Origin of the sequence: Pararcticibacter amylolyticus, assembly GCF_003130405.1 — a bacterium.
Lineage (GTDB): Bacteria > Bacteroidota > Bacteroidia > Sphingobacteriales > Sphingobacteriaceae > Arcticibacter > Arcticibacter amylolyticus.
In genome coordinates this window covers 90-19,819 of the sequence record NZ_QEAS01000020.1, presented here as the reverse complement: position 1 = coordinate 19,819, position 19,730 = coordinate 90, and the positions used below count along the sequence as shown (strand labels likewise).

Sequence of the window (19,730 nt, the reverse complement as noted above, 5' to 3'; positions counted from 1 at the left end):
CCCTTACACTCCGCTAAACGCGCTGAATCCGCCGTCGATAGGGATCACCACACCAGTCACGAAAGCCGATCCTTCTCCGCACAACCAGAGTAAAGTTCCGGTCAGGTCATCAGGAGTTCCGAAACGCCCCATTGGAGTATGAGAAAGGATGGTATTACCACGATCTGTCAGACTACCATCTGTATTAGTCAGCAGCGTGCGGTTCTGTTCAGTAAGGAAGAAACCAGGAGCAAGCGCATTTACCCTGATTCCCACTTTCGAAAAATGAACAGCCAGCCATTGCGTGAAATTAGAGATCGCTGCTTTCGCTCCACTATATGCAGGGATCTTGGTCAGTGGCCTGAAGGCGTTCATGGAAGATACATTAATGATCGATGATCCTTCTCTTCCAACCATGTCCTTCGCGAAAACCTGTGTCGGAAGTAAAGTCCCGATAAAATTCAGATCGAACACAAACTTAATCCCCTCCGGATCCAGGTCGAAGAAAGTCTTTAACCCTTCTTCAGTAGCGTTCAGATCCTCCGGGAACAGGTGATTCTTCGATGTAGTGCCCTTAGGGTGGTTACCCCCTGCACCATTGATCAGGATATCACAAGGGCCCAGGAGCTCAAGCACCTTCTCATGAGCAGCTTTCAAACTGTCTATATCAAGAACATTACAGGCCACGCCGATTGCATTTCCACCCTGTTCACTGATCTCTGCAGCTACTTTTTCTGCTGTTTCTGCTTTTAAATCCAATATAGCAATTTTTGCACCTTGCTCAGAAAGGGCTTTTGCCATCGTGCTGCAAAGAACACCTCCCCCTCCCGTAATAACGGCTACTTTTCCTGAAAATGAAGACATACGTTTAATTTATTTATAAAAGATCTTTGATCAGGTAAAATTGACAAAAAAAAAGCAGGTCGCCCAGTCAAACAGGAGGAATTATTTACGGAAACGATTCCGGCTTATTCAGAATTCGCTTTACAGATCTCCTTATTTTTCCTGTCTCCGGCAGCCCTCATGAGCATCCACAGCATTATACCCCCATTTCATCTAAGCCGGATCAGCACCCGGCCTTTTAAGAATTTCTCTTACTCTCAATAGTATAGGTAAAGGAATCAGCCCTGTAACACCCAATGTTATACTCAATCGGATTGTTATAAACATCGTATACAAATCTCTTCCTCACTAAAATGGGAACACCCGGCTTCACATCCAGCTTGGAAGCAATGAAATGATCCGCAGCGGTAGCGCTTATTTCTTCCTTCGAAGTGTGGGCGATGATACCATAGTCGGATTCGAGGATCTCATAAAGCGGACGATTATAGTTTTCAGAAGCCGACAGAGGTATCTCAGGATTAAACTCCGATGTAAAATAGACAAAAGGATATTCCTTTTTTCCCCTTAAGCGCTCCAGCCTCATCACCTTTGTGCCCTGCTCAATGTCAAAGAAAGCAGCTGCCTCGGCAGATACCTCCTGCCGGAAGATCTGTAGTTCAAAATTGTGGATCTCTATTCCCAGGATCCTCATCTCTTCCGAAAAACTCAGCCAGTTACCCGCACCTGTAAAGATCCTCTTATTTTCTACCCGCGTACCCACTCCCTTTTTCCTTACCAGTAAACCTTCAGTGACCAATGTATTAATCGCTTGCCGTAATGTATTCCGCGATATCTTCAATTGTTCAGACAATTCAATTTCCCGGGGCAGAAGCTTCCCGCTCTTATAGTCGGGATGATTAATAAGCTCCCTGATTAACGACTCAGCTTGTTTATGCAGAGGGGTTTGGCTTCGGTGGTCAATCTCAAGTTTCATAATATCCTGCTACAAATGTATAAAAAAACTGAACTATCGTTTGTTTTTTTCAATCCTTCATCTATATTTGCCTCAACCAAGTATGTATATACATACTAATACAAATGACCATACATTTAATAAACCAATTAATGACAAGTTCATACAAAAAGACTCCATCTATCCAGGTAAACGGCATGATTGTGGCCGGCTGGAACGCTATCAGAACGCTTATAACTCAAAAGAGCACCGGCAGAAACATAATTGCGATCGATTGTTACTCCGGGATTCATCACAGTGAATTAAAACATCAGTTTTCCCAGTTGGAGCACACCCTGTTTGTTGATACAAAGGACTTGTTTATCCCACAGGCCGACGCAGAAGCATTAACTAAACGGTTCATGACCGGTGATGTCCTGTTTGGCTATATGTCGAACATCTCACTGACGGAATATTTCGATCCCCGGAAGGTAAATACCATCCGCGAAACGGTCAGGGGCACAGACGGCAGAATCATCATCTTTGGCCCGGGTGCACAGCTTGTTACGGAAGCAGGCATGCTTCTCTATGCAGACATGCCCCGCTGGGAGATCATTCAACGCATGCGGCGCGGGGAAGCTGAAGGATTAGGCACAAACAATAGCAAAGAGCCGTTCTCTTTTCAATATAAGCGCGGGCTCTTCAACGACTGGCGGGTACTCGACAAGCATAAAAGATCTATCTGTCAGAAAGTGGATTATTGGCTTGATACCGTCATTCCCGGCCAGCCTAAATTGATCGATAAAGAGACGTTTTACGCAGGAATGGATAAAGCCGCCACAACACCATTCCGCGTAGTCCCTTTCTTCGATCCCGCTCCATGGGGAGGTCAGTGGATGAAAGAGGTGTGCGATCTTGACCCCTCCAAACCCAACTATGGCTGGTGCTTCGACTGCGTTCCCGAAGAAAACAGTCTTTTACTTGAAGTTGATCAGACCGTCTTTGAAATGCCATCTGTAAATCTGGTATACACCAGGAGCCGCCAGCTTTTAGGAGAGCCTGTCGAATCCCGGTTCGGAAAAGAATTTCCAATCCGGTTCGATTTCCTGGATACGGTGAAAGGAGGAAATCTCAGCTTACAGGTACATCCCACCACTCAATATGTACAAGATAATTTCGGACTGCATTACACACAGGACGAAAGCTACTATATGATGGAAGCCGGCCAGGATGCGCATGTCTATCTCGGACTAAAGACGGGAATTAACAAAGACGATATGATCCGGGACCTGGAGAAGGCAGAAGAAGGCGGTTTTATCTTTGATGCGGATCAATACGTCAACAAACTCCCGGTTCGGAAGCATGATCATTATCTCATTCCGGCGGGAACCATACACTGCTCCGGCATAAACTCCGTGGTACTCGAAATCAGCGCAACGCCCAATCTGTTCACATTCAAACTGTGGGACTGGGAGCGCCTTGGACTCGATGGCAAGCCACGGCCGATTAACGTACAACGGGGAAAGGAGGTGATCGACTGGCAGCGGGATACCTCCTACATAGCGGATAACCTGGTAAACCGGTTTGAAATTGTTGCCCGCGGTGATGGATGGACAGAAGAAAAAACAGGACTGCACCGCACCCAGTTCATCGAAACCCGCCGTCATACCTTCACAAAACCGGTGACCCACTACACTAACGAAAGCGTCAACGTGCTCAATCTGGTCGATGGCGCCGAAATTTTAGTCGAAAGCACCGAAAATGCTTTCGAGCCCATGGTGATCCACTATGCCGAAACATTCATTATCCCGGCATCTGTGAAAATATATACTATCCGGCCTTACGGACAGTCGGAAGGCAAAGAATGTATGACCATAAAGGCTTCCGTAAGGGTCTGATTTAATTCTTAAAACGATGGATAAGATACAAACGCAAAACAATACCAGGGTTTTCATCCCGGTGTTCTTCAGCTTCTTTGTCATGGGATTCGTAGATATCGTGGGAGTGGCAACCAACTACATAAAAAACGACTTCAGCTTGTCCGACTCCATGGCCGGCCTCATTCCCATGATGGTATTTATATGGTTTGCAGTATTTTCTATTCCGACAGGCCTCCTGATGAGCAGACTGGGCCGGAAAAAAACAGTTCTGACGTCATTGCTTATTACAACTGCCGCGATGCTGCTCCCTTTGGGCTTCTACAGCTATCCCGTGATACTGTTCTCGTTTGCACTTTTAGGGATCGGGAATACGGTACTGCAAGTATCACTTAACCCATTGGCCGCAGCGATCGTCAGTCAGGAACAACTCGCCGGCACCCTCTCTCTCGGGCAGTTCATCAAAGCCATATCGTCTTTCCTTGGTCCTGTAATAGTAGCATTTTCAGCAAGATGGCTGCATAACTGGCATCTGGCCTTCCTGCTTTATGGTATCGTCACCATTGTTTCAATTGCAATTCTTTTATCTGTTCAGATAAAAGAGGCATCAAAAGAAGAAGCAGGCGGACATTCATCCTTCAGCCAGATTATTTCCCTCCTTAAAGATCCCTGGCTGCTCTGCTGTATGGCGGTCATTATTCTGATTGTGGGAATAGATGTCGGCCTGAATACCAGCATCCCCCGTCTGCTGATGGAAAGGACAGATTTAAAACTTGAAAATGCCGCCTTAGGAACAAGCTTATACTTTGCTGCGCGTACCATCGGGACTTTTGTCGGGGCACTCCTCTTAATGAAATTGTCGCCCGTGAGGTTCTTACGCACAACACTGCTACTGGCTGTACTGGCATTTGCAGGCATGATGCTCTCGTCATCCTTTTGGCTCCTGCTCGTTCTCATTGCCCTTATAGGATTAGCCTGTGCAAACGTATTTTCAATTATTTTCTCTCTGGCCCTCCGCCATGATATGAGCCATTCAAATGAAATATCAGCCTTGATGGTCATGGGTGTTTCCGGAGGGGCATTGGTGATCCCACTCCAGGGAATCATCACAGATCAGTGGGGCTTCACATCCGGAATGGCCGTTATTCTCCTGAGTTTAATTACCGCAAGTTTCATCTCCTTCAAATTCAAGCCGTGATGTCTGTTTATAGTGATGATAACCGTATTGTGCTGACGCTGGATGCAGGAGGAACCAATTTTGTTTTTTCAGCCATTCAGGCCAACAACGAAATAGTGTCCCCCGTTTCTTTGCCAGCCAGTCCCGATAACCTGCAGCAATGCCTGCAAACCCTGATTAAAGGATTCACACACATAAAAGACCAGCTGCCGGCGCCACCCGTAGCCATTAGCTTTGCATTCCCCGGACCTGCAGACTACCAAAAAGGAATAATCGGGAATCTTCCCAATTTTCCATCCTTCAGAGGCGGTGTTCCGCTCGGTCCTTTTTTACAGGAGTATTTCCGGATACCTGTTTTTATCAACAACGACGGAAACCTGTTTGCCTATGGCGAAGCTTTAGCCGGAGCATTACCCGCATTGAATGGCCGTTTAGAGGCTTTGGGCAGCGACAGGGTCTACCGCAACCTGGTTGGAATCACCTTCGGTACCGGGTTCGGCTCCGGGGTAGTGATTAATAAACGTTTGCTTACCGGCGACAACGATTGCGCCGGAGACATCTGGGTCTTTCGCAATAAACTCTATCCCGGAAAAATAGCAGAAGAAAGCGTGAGTATCCGGGCTATTATCCGTGTATACAACGAATTCACAGAAGTCAATGATCACACCCTCACCCCGCGTGACATATTCTATATAGCCGAAGGCCGGAAGGAAGGCGACAAACAGGCTGCAGTTGAAAGCTTTGCCCGGTTTGGCGAAGTTGCGGGCGATGCGATCGCCCATATGCTGACGTTTACCGACGGCATCGTAGTGCTCGGCGGAGGCATTATGGGAGCCGCTAAATATATCATGCCATCCCTGGTAAACGAAATGCGTTCCAGCCTTGGCACCTTCGGCGGTGATACCTTCCCCCGCTTACAAATGGAAGTGATCGACACAGACCAGGATACTGAGATGGAAGGGCTCCTTACGGATCAGAACATACAGCTTCCCATACCCCTCTCCGGCAAAACAGTAAGTTTTAATCCCACTAAAAAAACAGCCATTATGAAAAGTACCCTCGGAACCAGCAGAGCGATATCGCTGGGTGCGTACTCATACGCACTGAGCATGCTCGGTAACTAAAAACAAACGCGAATACAAAACCAATTTAAATCAGATTGTATGAAAAAGCACTTACTTTTTAAAGTAGTCCTGACTTTCCTTCTGCCTGCATGTCTTTACTTATGCAGCACCGGGACATACGCGCAGGACAGCAGAAATGTCGTCACGGGAACGGTAACGGATACAAAGAACGAAGCCATTATCGGAGCCTCCGTGAAGGAGAACGGCACGACAAACGGCGCCGTGACGGATGCGAACGGCCGTTTTACATTGAAAACATCTTCACCCAATGCCACGCTGACGATCTCCTATATCGGCTATCTGACCAGAAACATTCCTGTCGGCGGCAACAAAAGCCTGAAAATCATTCTGCAGGAAAATAAGGTTGCATTAAATGAGATCGTCGTGGTCGGATATGGCACACAAAAGAAAGTGAACCTGAGCGGTGCCGTTGCGTCTGTAAACATGAAAGAGCTGGAGAACAGGCCGGTAGTGAACGTCGTGGAAGCGTTACAGGGAACTACTCCCGGCCTCACTATTCAGCAAAGCAACTCACAGCCGGGGAGCCGCCCTTCCATCAATATCCGCGGCATAAATACATTGAACAATAACGACCCGCTGGTCATCATCGATGGAATCCAGGGAGACATCCAAAACGTAAACATGACCGACATTGAGAATATCTCGGTTCTAAAAGATGCCTCCTCTACCGCTATTTACGGTTCTCGTGCTTCTAACGGTGTAATTCTTATAACCACGAAAAAGGGGACCAAAGGAAAGCCCAGGATAGCATACGACTATTCTTATGCCGTCCAGACTCCAACCTTCCTGCCCGATATTGTCGAATCGTGGGTATATGCAGAGCTCAGGAACGAAGCACTGGTAAACTCCGGCCGGCCGGCGCAATTTAACGCAGAGCAGATCGCCGGCTTCAGGCAAAACGGCCCTAATTCTAACTGGATGAAGGATATTTACCAGTCGTCAGCCCCCCAGCAGTCCCATAACTTCTCTGTTGCCGGGGGAAATGACAAAACAACTTACCTGGTTTCCGGAGCTTACCTGGATCAGGAAAGCCTGTTTGAAGGTCCGGAATATGGCCTTCAACGCAGCAATTTCCGCGTCAACATGGAAACAAACGTATCAGAACGGTTGAAATTTAATATCCTGGCAGCTTACACCCGCAATGGGCTGAAAGACCATGCTTACTGGACTGAATGGCTGATTGAGCAGGCGACGCGTATGCCCCCGATCTATTCGATAAAAGACGAAAACGGCGAATACACTTATCCAAGCGGAAGTAATTCAAATGCTCTCGCCCGCCTGGAGACCGGCGGGATTCGCAAAAGCCAGAACGATGATCTGTCCGGAATTATCAATGGAGAACTTAAGATCGTGGACGGGCTTAAGCTGCGTGCAATGGTTGGTGCAAAACTTTACAACAACCGCCTGAATGAAAACCGCAAAGCCATACCCGGTTCAGGCGACCAGGAAAACCGGATGACCAACAGCTCACAGCGCATTCAGGAGATCACGGCCAATACCATCCTCTCTTACGACAAAACATTTGGCAATCATGCCGTTAGCGCAATGGCCGGATACTCTTATGAAGGAAGTACCGATAATCGCTTCAGTACATTCAGAGTGGCAAACGGAACTCCCTATGATATTATGGGAGGAGAACAAACCTCAAATACGGGCAACCAGGAATGGCAGACAGAATGGTCAATCTATTCGGCATTTTTCCGCCTGAACTATAACTTCAGAGAAAGGTATCTCTTTGAATTCAATCTGCGCGACGATGCATCTTCAAAGTTCAGAAAAGGGAACCGCTCGGCATGGTTCCCCTCGGCATCAGCGGCATGGCGTATATCAGAAGAGCATTTCTATCCCGAACAGCTGAAGAACATTCTTACATCTGCTAAAATACGCAGTTCCATCGGGCTGGTAGGAAACAACCGCATCGACGATTACCAGTATCAGGCAAATGTCAACGCCAGCCAGGGATATAATTTTGGAAGCAAAGTTGTTCCGGTCACAACGTTCGATCCTTACAATGCGGACATAAAATGGGAAACCACAAGAATGTTCAATATAGGGGCCGATCTCGATTTCTTTAAAAACAACACCCTCTCCCTCTCGGCAGACTATTTTATGAACAACACATACGATATCCTCGTCGGCCTTCCCCTTCCTGGATTATACGGATCTGCGGCTCCCATTCAAAATGGCGGGGAAGTACATACCCGGGGATGGGAACTGTCTGCCAGGTATAACCTGAAAACCGGCGGCGTCCGGCACTGGATATCAGCAAGTCTTTCCGACAGCAAAAACAAGGTGGCCGATCTCGGGGGTGCTTATTTTATAAACGGAACAGACATCACCACTATTGTCAAAGAAGGATATCCAATCAACGCGTACTATGCTTACAGATCAGACGGCTTTTTCCAGAACATGGATGAAGTAGCCAGAGGTCCGCATTTAGTAAGCATTACACCAAAACCAGGTGATTTACGCTACCTGGACAAGAACGGCGATGGCGTGATCAGGGATGACGACGACCGTTTCGTATTGGGCAACAGGGATCCTCGTTTGTTATACGGATTTAACTACCGCGCAGAATGGAAAGGACTCGACTTTTCCATGTTCTGGCAGGGAGTGGGACAACGCAATGTATGGCTGAGAGGCGAAGCCGTGGAAGCATTCCACAACAACAATGAAGGCCCGGTATTTAATTTTCATATTGACCGCTGGACACCTAATCATCCCGATGCTTCTTACCCCCGCTTAACAGTAGGATCCGAGTCTGCCAACAATGCAGTCAAATCAGATTTCTGGATTGAGAATGCTGCCTATCTGCGGCTCAAGAATATACAGGTGGGCTACACAATTCCCACACGCTGGACAAATAAACTGCCGGGCAGCCGGCTACGGATCTACGCCACCATCCAGAATGCCCTTACACTCACGAATATGAAAGGCGGATGGGACCCCGAGGCCTCCGATGGCAGCGGACGTATTTATCCTGTAAACAGGACCTACTCACTGGGATTAAACCTCAATTTTTAAAGAGACAGCCATGAAAAGAGTCAACCATTTATTAAAATATAATATTGCACTAGTAGCAGCACTTTTGCTGGTAACATCCTGTCAAAAGCTCGACCTTGCCCCTTACGACAGGGATACCGACCTGAACTACTGGAAAAAACCGGAATCCGCCCTCTATAGTGTAAACAAGTGTTACCAGGGTATGAATAATGCGGATGAAGTCTTGTATGCCGATGCAATGACCGACAACGCCTATACAAAAGTGCCGAACACCCACAATCAGGCTGTAGGTAACGGATCATTCTCAACCGCCGATTCATATATAGCCTCTGTATGGGATTACCGCTATGCCGGGATCCGTCAGTGCAACCTCCTGTTAAACAACATTCAGCAGGTGCCCGGCTTATCAGACGAACTCCGCAACCGTTATACAGGAGAGGCCACGTTTATAAGGGTTTACCATTATTTTGAGCTTTACTCCCGGTTCGGTGACATCCCTTACTTCACAAACGTTCTTTCTATGAACGAATCGAAATCAATTGCCCGGATGCCTAAGGCAGAAGTTGTGAATAAGCTCCTGGCAGACCTCTCCGGGATCATTGACAACAATTATCTCCCGCCCTCTTATGATAGTCAGAACACAGGCCGGATAACCCGCTGGGCTGCAATGGGACTTAAAGCCCGCATCCTGATGTTCGAAGGCAGGTATGCGGAAGTATCTCCCATCACAAATGCCATCATGACAAACGGAGGCTTTTCCCTTTTCAACAGTTACGAAGGACTATTCCTGGTGCAGAATGAAAACAATCCGGAAGTTTTACTGGACATCCAGTATCTGGCAGTCGACCGCGAGCATAACATCCAGTACAACTTCCTGCCTCCTTCTTTAGGCGGTTATTCTCAATTATCACCCTTACAGGAACTCGTGGATGATTACATTACCCTGGATGGATACCCTGTAAAGAATGCCCCTGCAGGAAGTTATAACCCAAGCAATCCTTTCAACAACCGTGATCCGCGTCTGGCAGCCACCATTATTTATAACGGCAACTCTTATAAAATGGCAGACGGAACTGATCATGTAGTCAATACCAGTAAGAATGCCTCACCCGATGGTTTCGGCTTTTCCTCAGATGCTTCTGCAACCGGCTATTACCTGAAAAAATACTGGGACAACTCCTATCGCGCAAACCTGATGTCGGGACTGAATATAATTTTAATGCGCTATGCGGACATCCTTCTGATGCACGCCGAAGCGCTGGCAGAACAGGGACGTTTAGATGCAGCCGAATGGGATCGTACAATCCGCCTGATCCGGCAACGGGCAGGGTTTTCAGACAGCCGCGCGCTTAGTTTTCCCGGCTCCGATAACCTGGTCAGCATTGTACGGCGCGAACGCCGCTGCGAATTAGCAATGGAAGGCCTCCGGCACAAAGACATCATCCGCTGGAAAATTGCAGAAAACGTCATGAACGGCTGGGTACATGGCCTCTATACAGGAGATGCCGTAGGTACAGACAACGGGTATGTCAGGGTGGAAAACAGGAAATTCGATCCCGCCAAAGATTACTTATGGCCAATTCCACAGAAAGACAGGGATCTCAACAGCAATCTTACACAGAATCCGAAATGGTAATCCTTTAATGGCATATTATGAAAAAGCTACATGTATCAGTTATTGCAATTATTCTACTGGCATTCTTTGGCTGTAAGGATGAGTACCAGTTGTCAGACGAATTTACAGAGCCAACCAGTTTGTCGTCACCCCAGAAAGTGACCCTCGACGTGTCGTCATCGGCTACTATCCCCTTTTCGTGGAGCGGCGGCGGGGCGGCTGACGGTTCGTATGTTTTATATGATGTTATTTTCGATAAAGAAGGGGGAGATTTCACAAACCCCATTGAGAAGATCCCGGGCGACAGGGGCACCTCTCCCAAACTAACATTAACCCAGGATCAATTGAATGTTATTGCCCGTAAAGGCGGGATCAGGCCCGGTGAAACCGGGAAGCTGGCATGGACGGTACTCGCGTCCAGGGGAGGATCTATTAAAAAGGCCGGAGTGGTTAATTCAATTGAAGTTACCAGGGGGGAAGGAATTGACAATATGCCTGAACAATTATACCTCCTCGGCGAAGGCAGTGAAAATAACGGAGCAGCAGGTTTGCCTTTCCGGAAAGAATCAGACGGTGTATATGTGATTTATTCAAAGGTTTCCGGTACGGGCAACCTAGAATTGAAAGGATCTGTACAGGAAAATGAATTCCACTACTTCCTCGACGGAGCAAAGCTGAAGGAAGGTACAGGCAGTATCAGGATCACTCCCAATACGAATCCTTACAGGATTACTGTAAATTTCAATACTCTATCCATTAAAACAGAAGTAATTTCCAGCGTTAAATGCATCTGGGGCGCCACGTACAATCCAATCGGCAACCTGGCATATATTGGAAACGGCAAATTTGAAGCAAAGAATTGTACCATCAAATTCATTGCCCCCGACCGTCCCGATACAAACCCTCCCGGATGGTTGAGCTGGGTCGAAGAACGGTACTATTTTATAGCGAATATCGACGGAAGTGATAAGTGCTGGGGACGCATGGATGGAGTGAGCGCCGAAAGGCCAACCGGAAACGAACCCCTTTCATTTTACCGGCTCGGGGAATTCTCCTGGAGCCAGTGGGACCATCTCTGGAAGATGAGCGGAAGCCTTGACCTGAAAAAAGCGACCATAACAATCGACACCAATAAAGACAACCTGATGGTTCACCAGTTTTCAAGTGTGACAAATCTCTGATCACATCCTGTACACGCTCCGAATGATCGTGTACAGGATGATCATTAAAAAACCGATAATATGAAAAAGATGATATATATACTATTTATTGCGCTGATGGCAAGTTCGTGTGACGACGGGTCAGAAGCCTATATAAAACCAGCCGAAGGAAATCAGTCCCCATCCGAAACGGTATATTCCCATGTAAGGGCCAAAGAACTATTTGATCTGATCAACCAGTATTATAAAGCCGGAAGCCTGTTTAAAGAAAACTATCCGGCACAGGCGGGCGACGCCACCTATTCATTCCTCTGGCCCTATGACGCCGTAGTAAGCGGTGCGGCGCAGTTGCACTCTTTAGGATATGATGTCCGGTACAGCGACCTGGTAAACGGCTTCGAGAGATATTATATGCCAACTGCCCATGGCAACAACATAGGCGGTTACGGATCTTCCACAAACGGGACTACGGGTGGCAGCACCCGCTTTTACGACGACAATTCCATTGTCGGGATCAGTTTGCTCGAAGCATACGAAAGAACACAGGACGTCACTTACCTGGAGCGCGCCGCCAGGATCGTCCCCTTTCTCAGGAGCGGAATCGACTCAAAATTAGGCGGAGCACTGTGGTGGAACGAAGATTTTAAATACAACCAGTCGTCCGCCGACGCCAACAAACCAACTTGCGCCAACGGTTACGCGACCCTGTTCCTGCTTAAGTATTATAAGGTATGTGCCGAATCCGAAAAACCGCAGGTGCTGACTCTCGCCAAAGAATTATACAGCTGGCTGAGAACCAATCTTTACGACGAAGCCACAAAATGTTACTGGAACGACCGTAATGCCAGCGGAGCTGTCAACACCCGGCTGTGGACCTACAACTCTGCCGTCATGATCCAGAATGGAATCCGTTTAAGCGAAATTACTGGCAATAACCAGTATCTCGAAGAAGCCAGGACAACCGCACAGGGAGCATGGGACTATTTCGTAAAGGTCCGGAACGGAATACTAGCGTACACAGATACAGATCCCTGGTTCAATACGAAACTGTTACGTGCCTATATCGACCTGCTACCCTATGATGAAAACGCAAAAAAATATGTAGAAACATATTATAATTTCATCAATAACGGGTATAATAAGGCCCGGACAACTCAGGGCTTCTTTTTCGAGGACTGGACAGGCGCCACCCAGGGACGATATTACTCTCTGCTCATGCAGGGGGCAGTGGTAGAGTCATACGGAGCTTTGGCGATATATAAAAAGGAAACAGCGAACTAACATAAATACCATCCTGCCCCGGCGATAAAATTAACCGGAGCTGGAACATAAATTAAAAAGCATGTCAAAAAACAAATTCAGCCTCTTTTTGCTGCTGCCCCTGCTTGCACAGCTGCTCTCATGCACTACGGCCAGGTATTCTTCATCCGAAAAGTGGTCAGATTATGTAAACCCGAACATAGGTTCAGTACATAGCCGCTGGTTCTTTTACACGCCGGCAGCGGTGCCGTTCGGACTGGCCAAGCTGGGAGCTTCAACAAACGGATCTTACGGCAATGAACAGGGCTGGGAGGCTGTAGGGTACGAAGACAACCACTCTTCCATCGAGGGATTTCCGTGTTTTCACGAATTTCAGATTGGAGGAGTAATGCTCATGGGTATTACCGGTCCGCTGAAAACTACCCCCGGCACACTGGAGCAGCCGGAGAACGGATACCGCTCTCCTTTCAAAAAAGAAAACGAACACGCCACATCTGGTTTTTATTCCGTTATTCTGGACAAGTACAATACGAAAGTGGAATTAACAGCCACTGACCGCGTGGGCTTTCAGCGCTATACCTTCCCAAAGTCAGATGAGTCGTATATCCTGTTTGACATCGGGAACAAACTTGGTGAAAGCGGTGCCGTAACCGACGCCTACATTAAACAGGTTGACGAGACCACAGTTGAGGGGTACGTCATTACAAAACCCGAATATGTAAAGAAATATCAGCCCGATGCCAAAATCAGCATGTACTTCTATGCTAAACTCAGCAAACCGGCAGCCGGTGTAAAAGTATTTAAAAGAGGCGAAGAGCCTGTATCTCAAAATCAGATCAGCGGACCAGGCGCCTGTATGGCAATAGCATACAAAACATCCGGAAACGAACAAATTACAGTCAGGATAGGTCAGTCCTACACTTCCGTTGAAAATGCCAGGCTAAATTACGAAGCCGAAGCCCGCAACCTCGATTTTGATACTGCTAAACGAAATGCACTCAACCGGTGGAATGAAGCCCTGGGCCGTATAAAAACTGAAGGAGGAACAAATGACGACAAAATAAAGTTCTATACAGGACTATATCATGCCTTACTGGGACGGGGCCTGGTGAACGACGTCAATGGCGCTTACCCCAAAAATGACGGAACAACCGGTTACATCCCTCTCGACCAGAAGAAACAACCGGTCTACAGGCATTACAATTCCGATGCTATCTGGGGAGGTTACTGGAATCTTACACAGCTATGGGCGCTTGCTTATCCTGAGTATTACTCTGACTGGGTAAAAAGCCAGTTATCTGTTTATCAGGAAACAGGATGGCTGGGCGACGGCATCGCCAACAACAAATATGTATCAGGTGTGGGAACCAACTTCACGGGCCTCGCTATCGCTGCTGCCTACAACTGCGGCATCCGCGACTTTGATTATAACTTAGGATATCAGGCAGCATTCAAGAATGAAACGGAAGGCAGGAATCGCCCCGCCGGAGCAGGTAAATTAGATGTCGGAGCATTTGTAAAACGCGGATATTGCCCCTACATCCCGAGCAAGGACTACTTTATAACCAAGCAGGAAGAAGGTTCTGTATTCGGAGCTTCCCACACACTGGAATATTCATTCAGCAGCTTTGCAGTAGCACAATTTGCAAAAAGCCTCGGCAAAGAGAAGGATTATCAATTGCTTTCCGGCATGGCGTCCAACTGGCAAAATATATTTGATCCGGAAACCAGGCTGATGCGGCCCCGGACAGTCGACGGAAAATTCCTCGGAGACTTTAAGCCCCTGGCTCCGTGGGAAGGCTTCCAGGAGGGAAATGCGATTCAGTATACTTTCTATGTTCCCCACGAGCCGGAAAAGCTGATCAGTAAAATTGGACGGGACGCCTTTAACAATCGCCTCGACAGCATATTCGTCCTCTCCCGGAACGACACCTTCGGAGGTGGTAAAACCGTCAACGCCTTTGCCGGGATCCATGCACTTTACAATCACGGCAACCAGCCAAACCTGCACATATCATGGCTGTTCAATTTCTCCGGAAAACCTTATTTAACACAGAAGTGGGTGCGCACTATATGCAATGAATTCTACGGCACAGAAGGCCTTCACGGATATGGATACGGCCAGGACGAAGATCAGGGACAGTTGGGTGCATGGTATGTAATGTCGGCGATCGGGCTGTTCGACGTAAAAGGACTGACAGAGATCAACCCCGAATTCCAGACAGGAAGCCCGCTGTTTAAACGCATCGAGATCACGCTGAACAGGAAGTATCATAAAGGAGACAAATTCGTCATTGAAACAGAAAACAACTCAGCTGAAAATATCTATATCCAATCCGTTCAGCTCAATGACAAAAATCAAAACTCACTGTCTGTTCCGTTTGCTGATGTAGTCGGCGGAGGCACACTCAAGTTAAAAATGGGCAGCCAACCAAACGATAACCTGGTTCGCTGACCCCTCGAATTCATACAACAGCACCGTTTCGGCCCTTCCTCAGGACTGGGCTGAAACGGTGTTAAAAGCCTACCGCTCCGGGCGTCCTCCAAAAGCCCGGCCTTATACAAAAAACAAAAGCCCCCGCATGAGGAGGGAGCCTGAATCATTAATTTAAAAGCGTGGTTGTAGAGGAAGGGGTCGAACCTTCATCATGCTGCCGTTTCAGCTCTCTACGATCAGCAATATCTGATTGCCTGAACAAAAGTAAGGCACCTCATATTGCGCTAATGTTAAATTTATAAACTTAACATCCCTAACATAAGTTTTACATAACACTTCAAAAACCCTTCTCATTCATCAAATAACAAGCTTAAGAAGAAATTTAACACACGTTTAATTCATGTTAATTACCTTTACCATTCTATGAATTCAAAAGCCTCCTTAAAACATAATACCCCGGTCTTTAAGAAAGACCAGCCTGACGATTCCTGGAAATTCAGGCCACTCCCCTCACCTGCCGGTTCATATCCCTATCACCTGGCGCTAAAAGAACTGGAACCGGAGATAAGCGACCGTAAGATTGTCTTTCACATGGTGGGAGACACGGGAAGTATCCGCAACCCGGACTTTCAGTACGAAGTAGCCGAAGAGATGACCAGGCAATATGAGCGTGCAAATTCCAAAGAAGACAGCCCCCTGTTTTTATATCACCTGGGCGATATCGTATACACCTATGGAGAGGCAGCAAAATACCCGCAACAGTTCTTTGAACCCTATCATAATTATCCCGGACATATTTTCGCCATCCCTGGGAATCACGATGCTGACGTAAACCCCGAAACTGAACAAGCATATAACAGCCTGGATCCCTTTATTGCAGCCTTTTGCAGCTCAACACAACAACCGATCCCCTTCAGCGGAGGTTCAGAAAGGCTCAGTATGATTCAGCCCAACGTTTACTGGACTCTCGAAACGCCGCTTGCAACGATCATAGGCTTATACAGCAATGTTCCTAAATACGGGGTGATCACCGCAGAACAAAGGGACTGGCTGATCCGCGAACTTCATAGCGCCAGGGTTGGAAGTCCGGACAAAGCTCTCATTCTTTGCCTCCACCATGCACCGTTCTCAGCGGATGTTAATCATGGTTCAAGCAAAGCAATGATAGAATTCCTTGAGGATGCCTTTAATGAAGCCGGAGCCAGGCCAGATATCGTGTTTAGCGGACACGTGCACAATTATCAAAGATTTGAAAAACGCTACCCGGACGGCACCTCCATACCATTCATTGTAGCAGGAGGAGGAGGATACGATGAGCTGCATTCCCTCGCCCACAGAGACGATCACAACTATACAGGCGAATCCCCGCTGTTCGACCAGGTACGTCTTCAAAATTATTGCGACGACCAGCACGGCTTTTTAAAGATTAGTATTGAAAGACAGGATACAGGTCTCGTTTTATCAGGAGAGTTCTATAGTATTTCTCATACTCAAAACGACACGGTAGCCCGCCTGGCAGACCGGTTCTCCATCACTATCTGAACATGTATAATATCAGGTAACTAATCTGCCAGCTCAATCCACACCGGGGCGTGGTCGCTTGTCTTTTCCCATCCTCTTACATGACGGTCGACACCTGCGGCAATCAGCCTTTTGTCGAGATGAGGGCTCAGCAGGAAATGATCGATGCGGAGTCCTGCATCACGGCCATAAGCGTTACGGAAGTAATCCCAGAAGGTATAGATCTTTTCATCAGGATACAGTTTCCGGATGGCATCCGTCCATCCCTGCTCCACCAGTTCTTTAAAGGCAGCCCTTGTTTCAGGTCTGAACAGAGCGTCGTCTACCCACCTTTCCGGCTTATAAACATCCAGTTCAGTTGGCATGACATTGAAGTCACCCGTGAGGATTACCGGGGAATCAGAAGCCAGAAGTCCGGCCGCATGACGGGTGAGGCGCTCAAACCAGCGCAGCTTATAGTCAAACTTAGGCCCCGGAGCCGGATTCCCGTTAGGAAGATAAAGGCAGCCGATATGAATACCGTTTACAGCAGCCTCTATGTACCTGCTGTGGCTGTCTTCCGGATCACCCGGCAACACCCGGCTTTTCTCTGTAATATCCAGTCCCTTACTTAAAATAGCCACTCCATTCCAGCTTTTCTGGCCATGCCAGATAGCATGATAGCCTGCATCTTCAATCGCCTTCTCCGGAAACTTTTCCTGGGGAGCCTTCAGTTCCTGCAAACAAACAATATCCGGTGCCGACTCTTCCAGCCACCTTAACAAAACCGGCAATCTGCCGTTAACTCCATTCACATTATAGGTTGCGATCTTCATGACAAAAGCTCTGTACTAAACAATCAATAATTTAGCACAGAGCTAAGATAAAAATGTTTTTCTTCTTTTATTTTTTCAATTCCCGGAGGATAGCTTCTCCCACTCCTTTTGCCGACTGCGGGTTTTGCCCGGTTATCACCCGCTGATCAATTGTAACATGCGGCTGCCAGAGCCCTGACTTTTCAAATTTAGCACCCCGTTCTATTAGCTTACTCTCCAGGAGAAAAGGTACCACTTTGTCTAACTTAACAGCAGTCTCTTCTTCATTCGTGAAGGCGTTAATCTTTTTGCCTTCAACCAGGAACTTTCCGTCGCCCAGCTTAATATTGACCAGGCCGGCCGGGCCATGACAAACGGCACTGACGATCCCCCCTTTTTCGTAAATCTTCGCTGCAATTACTGCAAGCTTTTCGTTGCCGGCAAAATCCCACATAGCACCGTGTCCTCCTGCATAAAAGATGGCAGTATAATCGTCAGGATTTACATCTTCCGGCTGTAAAGTATTCTCTATTTTACGATGATACGTTTCGTTTTCCCAGAATTTCTTATTCACGGGATCGCTCAGATCAAATCCATCCACAGGAGCCTTTCCTCCTTCCGGACTTACAAAATCAATCTCGTAACCCGCTTCATGAAGCACCTCCCAGGGGTGGGAAACTTCTCCAAGATAGAAGCCTGTAGGTTCCCCGGTGCTTCCCTTTTTGTCGTGGCTTGTTACGACAAAAAGAATCTTTGTTTTCATATGCGCCTCTGCCTGATTGCTAAACGATAGTGCGCAAATGACAGACAGAACGGATATCTTTATTGATTTCATGATTTTCTTCATTGTCCTTTTCAATCAAACAATACAAAGTTCCTGCTAAAGTCCCGGAAGGCGAAGGAAGCAGATCACAAATTTGCTGTGACTTATATCACGCTATCAGGATGAGAGACGGCTAAGCGTTTCGCGGGAAACACCCAGGTAAGAGGCAATCAGTGTTTTGGGGATTCGCTGCAATAAACTTGGATATTGCATCAGAAATTGTTCATAACGCTCTTTCGCACTGCTGTCAAGGAAGGTCAATATCCTTTTCTGCAAAGCTATATAACCCGCATTCGACTTCCTTCTAAAAAAATGTTCGATCTTGTGTAGCTCCCTACAGATCTTTTCCCGGTTGTGAAGAGATAAACAAAGCACTTCCGTATCCTCCAGGCAAACTACGTTCAGCGTAGCTTTACTTTGGTTAAAGTACGCCTGATAATCGGTTATCCACCAGTCCTCCATCGCAAATTGCATAATGTGCTCTTTGCCCTGGTCATTGCTGTAGTATGCTATCAGTAACCCTTTTCTCACCCAAAAATCGTTTGTAACAGGCTCATCTGCCTGCACGAGGAAGCGGTGCTTTTTAAGCTTCTTCACCGTAAAATGAGAAATTATATATTCAAATTCATCATCAGTCAACCGGGTAATTGCCTCAATATGTTCTCTAAGCTCTTTACTCATACATCCGATTCAATAAAAAGCAGCACTGCAGCGGGCTTCTATCAAGTTATAAGCAGCCGTTGACCTTGCATAGGCGGCAGACTGCTTGTCTTACCTAAAGCAATAATAAGTTATTTTATCTTTAACCTAAAGCTGGCTTTTCTCTCACCTTTGCTGATGTAATTCCAACGGGCAGTCTGATTTATCTTTTATTAACGTCTCTGAACAAGTTAAATGGTGGTATGTCGGTATGCCGCAGGCATTGCACCGCTGTCATCTATAATCCCATCCAACTCCAACAACAATCCCTCTCAAAGTCCACGTTTATTATTCAAATTGCGGCATTTCCATTCCATTTCTGCTCCTTTAGTGAAGCAACACTTCCTCTTCCTCCTTCCCGCCACCATGCCAGTTTTCCTCTACCATCCTCTTTTTCTGCTATTTATATCCTTTACAAATTATTTTTTTTGCTTCCCAATTAACTCCCTTATCGTGAACTTTATAA

Annotated in this window: 14 protein-coding genes; 9 read left to right on the top strand and 5 right to left on the bottom strand. The window is 47.1% G+C overall.

Features of this window, described 5'->3' with window-relative positions:
- Positions 1 to 3 precede the first annotated feature (3 nt).
- Together DDR33_RS20190 and DDR33_RS20185 are read right to left on the bottom strand one after the other, a co-directional pair.
- Positions 4 to 843, bottom strand: coding sequence for an SDR family oxidoreductase (locus DDR33_RS20190; protein ID WP_109417618.1), 840 nt, complete (start codon positions 841 to 843; stop codon positions 4 to 6).
- A gap of 217 nt (positions 844 to 1,060) precedes the next feature.
- Positions 1,061 to 1,795 carry a GntR family transcriptional regulator gene (locus DDR33_RS20185; protein WP_109417617.1) on the bottom strand — a complete coding sequence of 245 codons (735 nt, stop codon included), beginning with the start codon at positions 1,793 to 1,795 and terminating at the stop codon, positions 1,061 to 1,063.
- Positions 1,796 to 1,926: 131 nt separating this feature from the next.
- Here DDR33_RS20185 and DDR33_RS20180 point away from each other — a divergent pair, with 131 nt between their 5' ends.
- From DDR33_RS20180 to DDR33_RS20140, 9 genes are all read left to right on the top strand, one after another.
- Positions 1,927 to 3,651, top strand: coding sequence for a class I mannose-6-phosphate isomerase (locus DDR33_RS20180; RefSeq protein ID WP_238387878.1), 1,725 nt, complete (start codon positions 1,927 to 1,929; stop codon positions 3,649 to 3,651).
- A 16-nt stretch (positions 3,652 to 3,667) separates the two neighbouring features.
- The gene (locus DDR33_RS20175) at positions 3,668 to 4,828 is read left to right on the top strand and encodes an MFS transporter (RefSeq protein WP_202913801.1); all 1,161 of its coding nucleotides are present in this window, start codon (positions 3,668 to 3,670) and stop codon (positions 4,826 to 4,828) included.
- Entirely contained in the window at positions 4,828 to 5,931 is a 1,104-nt protein-coding gene (locus DDR33_RS20170) for an ROK family protein (protein ID WP_109417615.1), read from the top strand. The genes DDR33_RS20175 and DDR33_RS20170 overlap by 1 nt, the downstream gene beginning before the upstream one ends.
- 39 nt (positions 5,932 to 5,970) lie before the next feature.
- Positions 5,971 to 8,976 carry a SusC/RagA family TonB-linked outer membrane protein gene (locus tag DDR33_RS20165; RefSeq protein WP_109417614.1) on the top strand — a complete coding sequence of 1,002 codons (3,006 nt, stop codon included), beginning with the start codon at positions 5,971 to 5,973 and terminating at the stop codon, positions 8,974 to 8,976.
- A 10-nt stretch (positions 8,977 to 8,986) separates the two neighbouring features.
- The gene (locus tag DDR33_RS20160) at positions 8,987 to 10,591 is read left to right on the top strand and encodes a RagB/SusD family nutrient uptake outer membrane protein (protein WP_109417613.1); all 1,605 of its coding nucleotides are present in this window, start codon (positions 8,987 to 8,989) and stop codon (positions 10,589 to 10,591) included.
- Between the two features lie 17 nt (positions 10,592 to 10,608).
- On the top strand, positions 10,609 to 11,751 hold the full coding sequence (locus DDR33_RS20155; protein ID WP_109417612.1) for a SusE domain-containing protein: 1,143 nt from the start codon (positions 10,609 to 10,611) through the stop codon (positions 11,749 to 11,751).
- Positions 11,752 to 11,811: 60 nt separating this feature from the next.
- Positions 11,812 to 13,011, top strand: a complete 1,200-nt coding sequence (locus DDR33_RS20150) for a glycoside hydrolase family 76 protein (protein WP_109417611.1) — start codon at positions 11,812 to 11,814, stop codon at positions 13,009 to 13,011.
- Positions 13,012 to 13,072: 61 nt separating this feature from the next.
- Complete coding sequence (locus DDR33_RS20145) at positions 13,073 to 15,445, top strand: GH92 family glycosyl hydrolase (RefSeq protein ID WP_109417610.1); 2,373 nt, start codon at positions 13,073 to 13,075, stop codon at positions 15,443 to 15,445.
- 405 nt (positions 15,446 to 15,850) lie between these two features.
- Entirely contained in the window at positions 15,851 to 16,969 is a 1,119-nt protein-coding gene (locus tag DDR33_RS20140) for a metallophosphoesterase family protein (protein ID WP_109417609.1), read from the top strand.
- Positions 16,970 to 16,989: 20 nt separating this feature from the next.
- Here DDR33_RS20140 and xth read toward each other — a convergent pair whose 3' ends face one another.
- The 3 genes from xth to DDR33_RS20125 all read right to left on the bottom strand — a co-directional run bounded on the left by xth (position 16,990) and on the right by DDR33_RS20125 (position 19,246).
- Positions 16,990 to 17,763: an exodeoxyribonuclease III gene (xth, locus tag DDR33_RS20135; RefSeq protein ID WP_109417608.1), complete on the bottom strand. Its 774-nt coding sequence runs from the start codon at positions 17,761 to 17,763 to the stop codon at positions 16,990 to 16,992.
- Positions 17,764 to 17,830: 67 nt separating this feature from the next.
- Positions 17,831 to 18,577: a type 1 glutamine amidotransferase domain-containing protein gene (locus DDR33_RS20130; RefSeq protein WP_238387877.1), complete on the bottom strand. Its 747-nt coding sequence runs from the start codon at positions 18,575 to 18,577 to the stop codon at positions 17,831 to 17,833.
- A 105-nt stretch (positions 18,578 to 18,682) separates the two neighbouring features.
- Positions 18,683 to 19,246, bottom strand: coding sequence for a Crp/Fnr family transcriptional regulator (locus tag DDR33_RS20125; protein ID WP_109417606.1), 564 nt, complete (start codon positions 19,244 to 19,246; stop codon positions 18,683 to 18,685).
- Positions 19,247 to 19,730 lie beyond the last annotated feature (484 nt).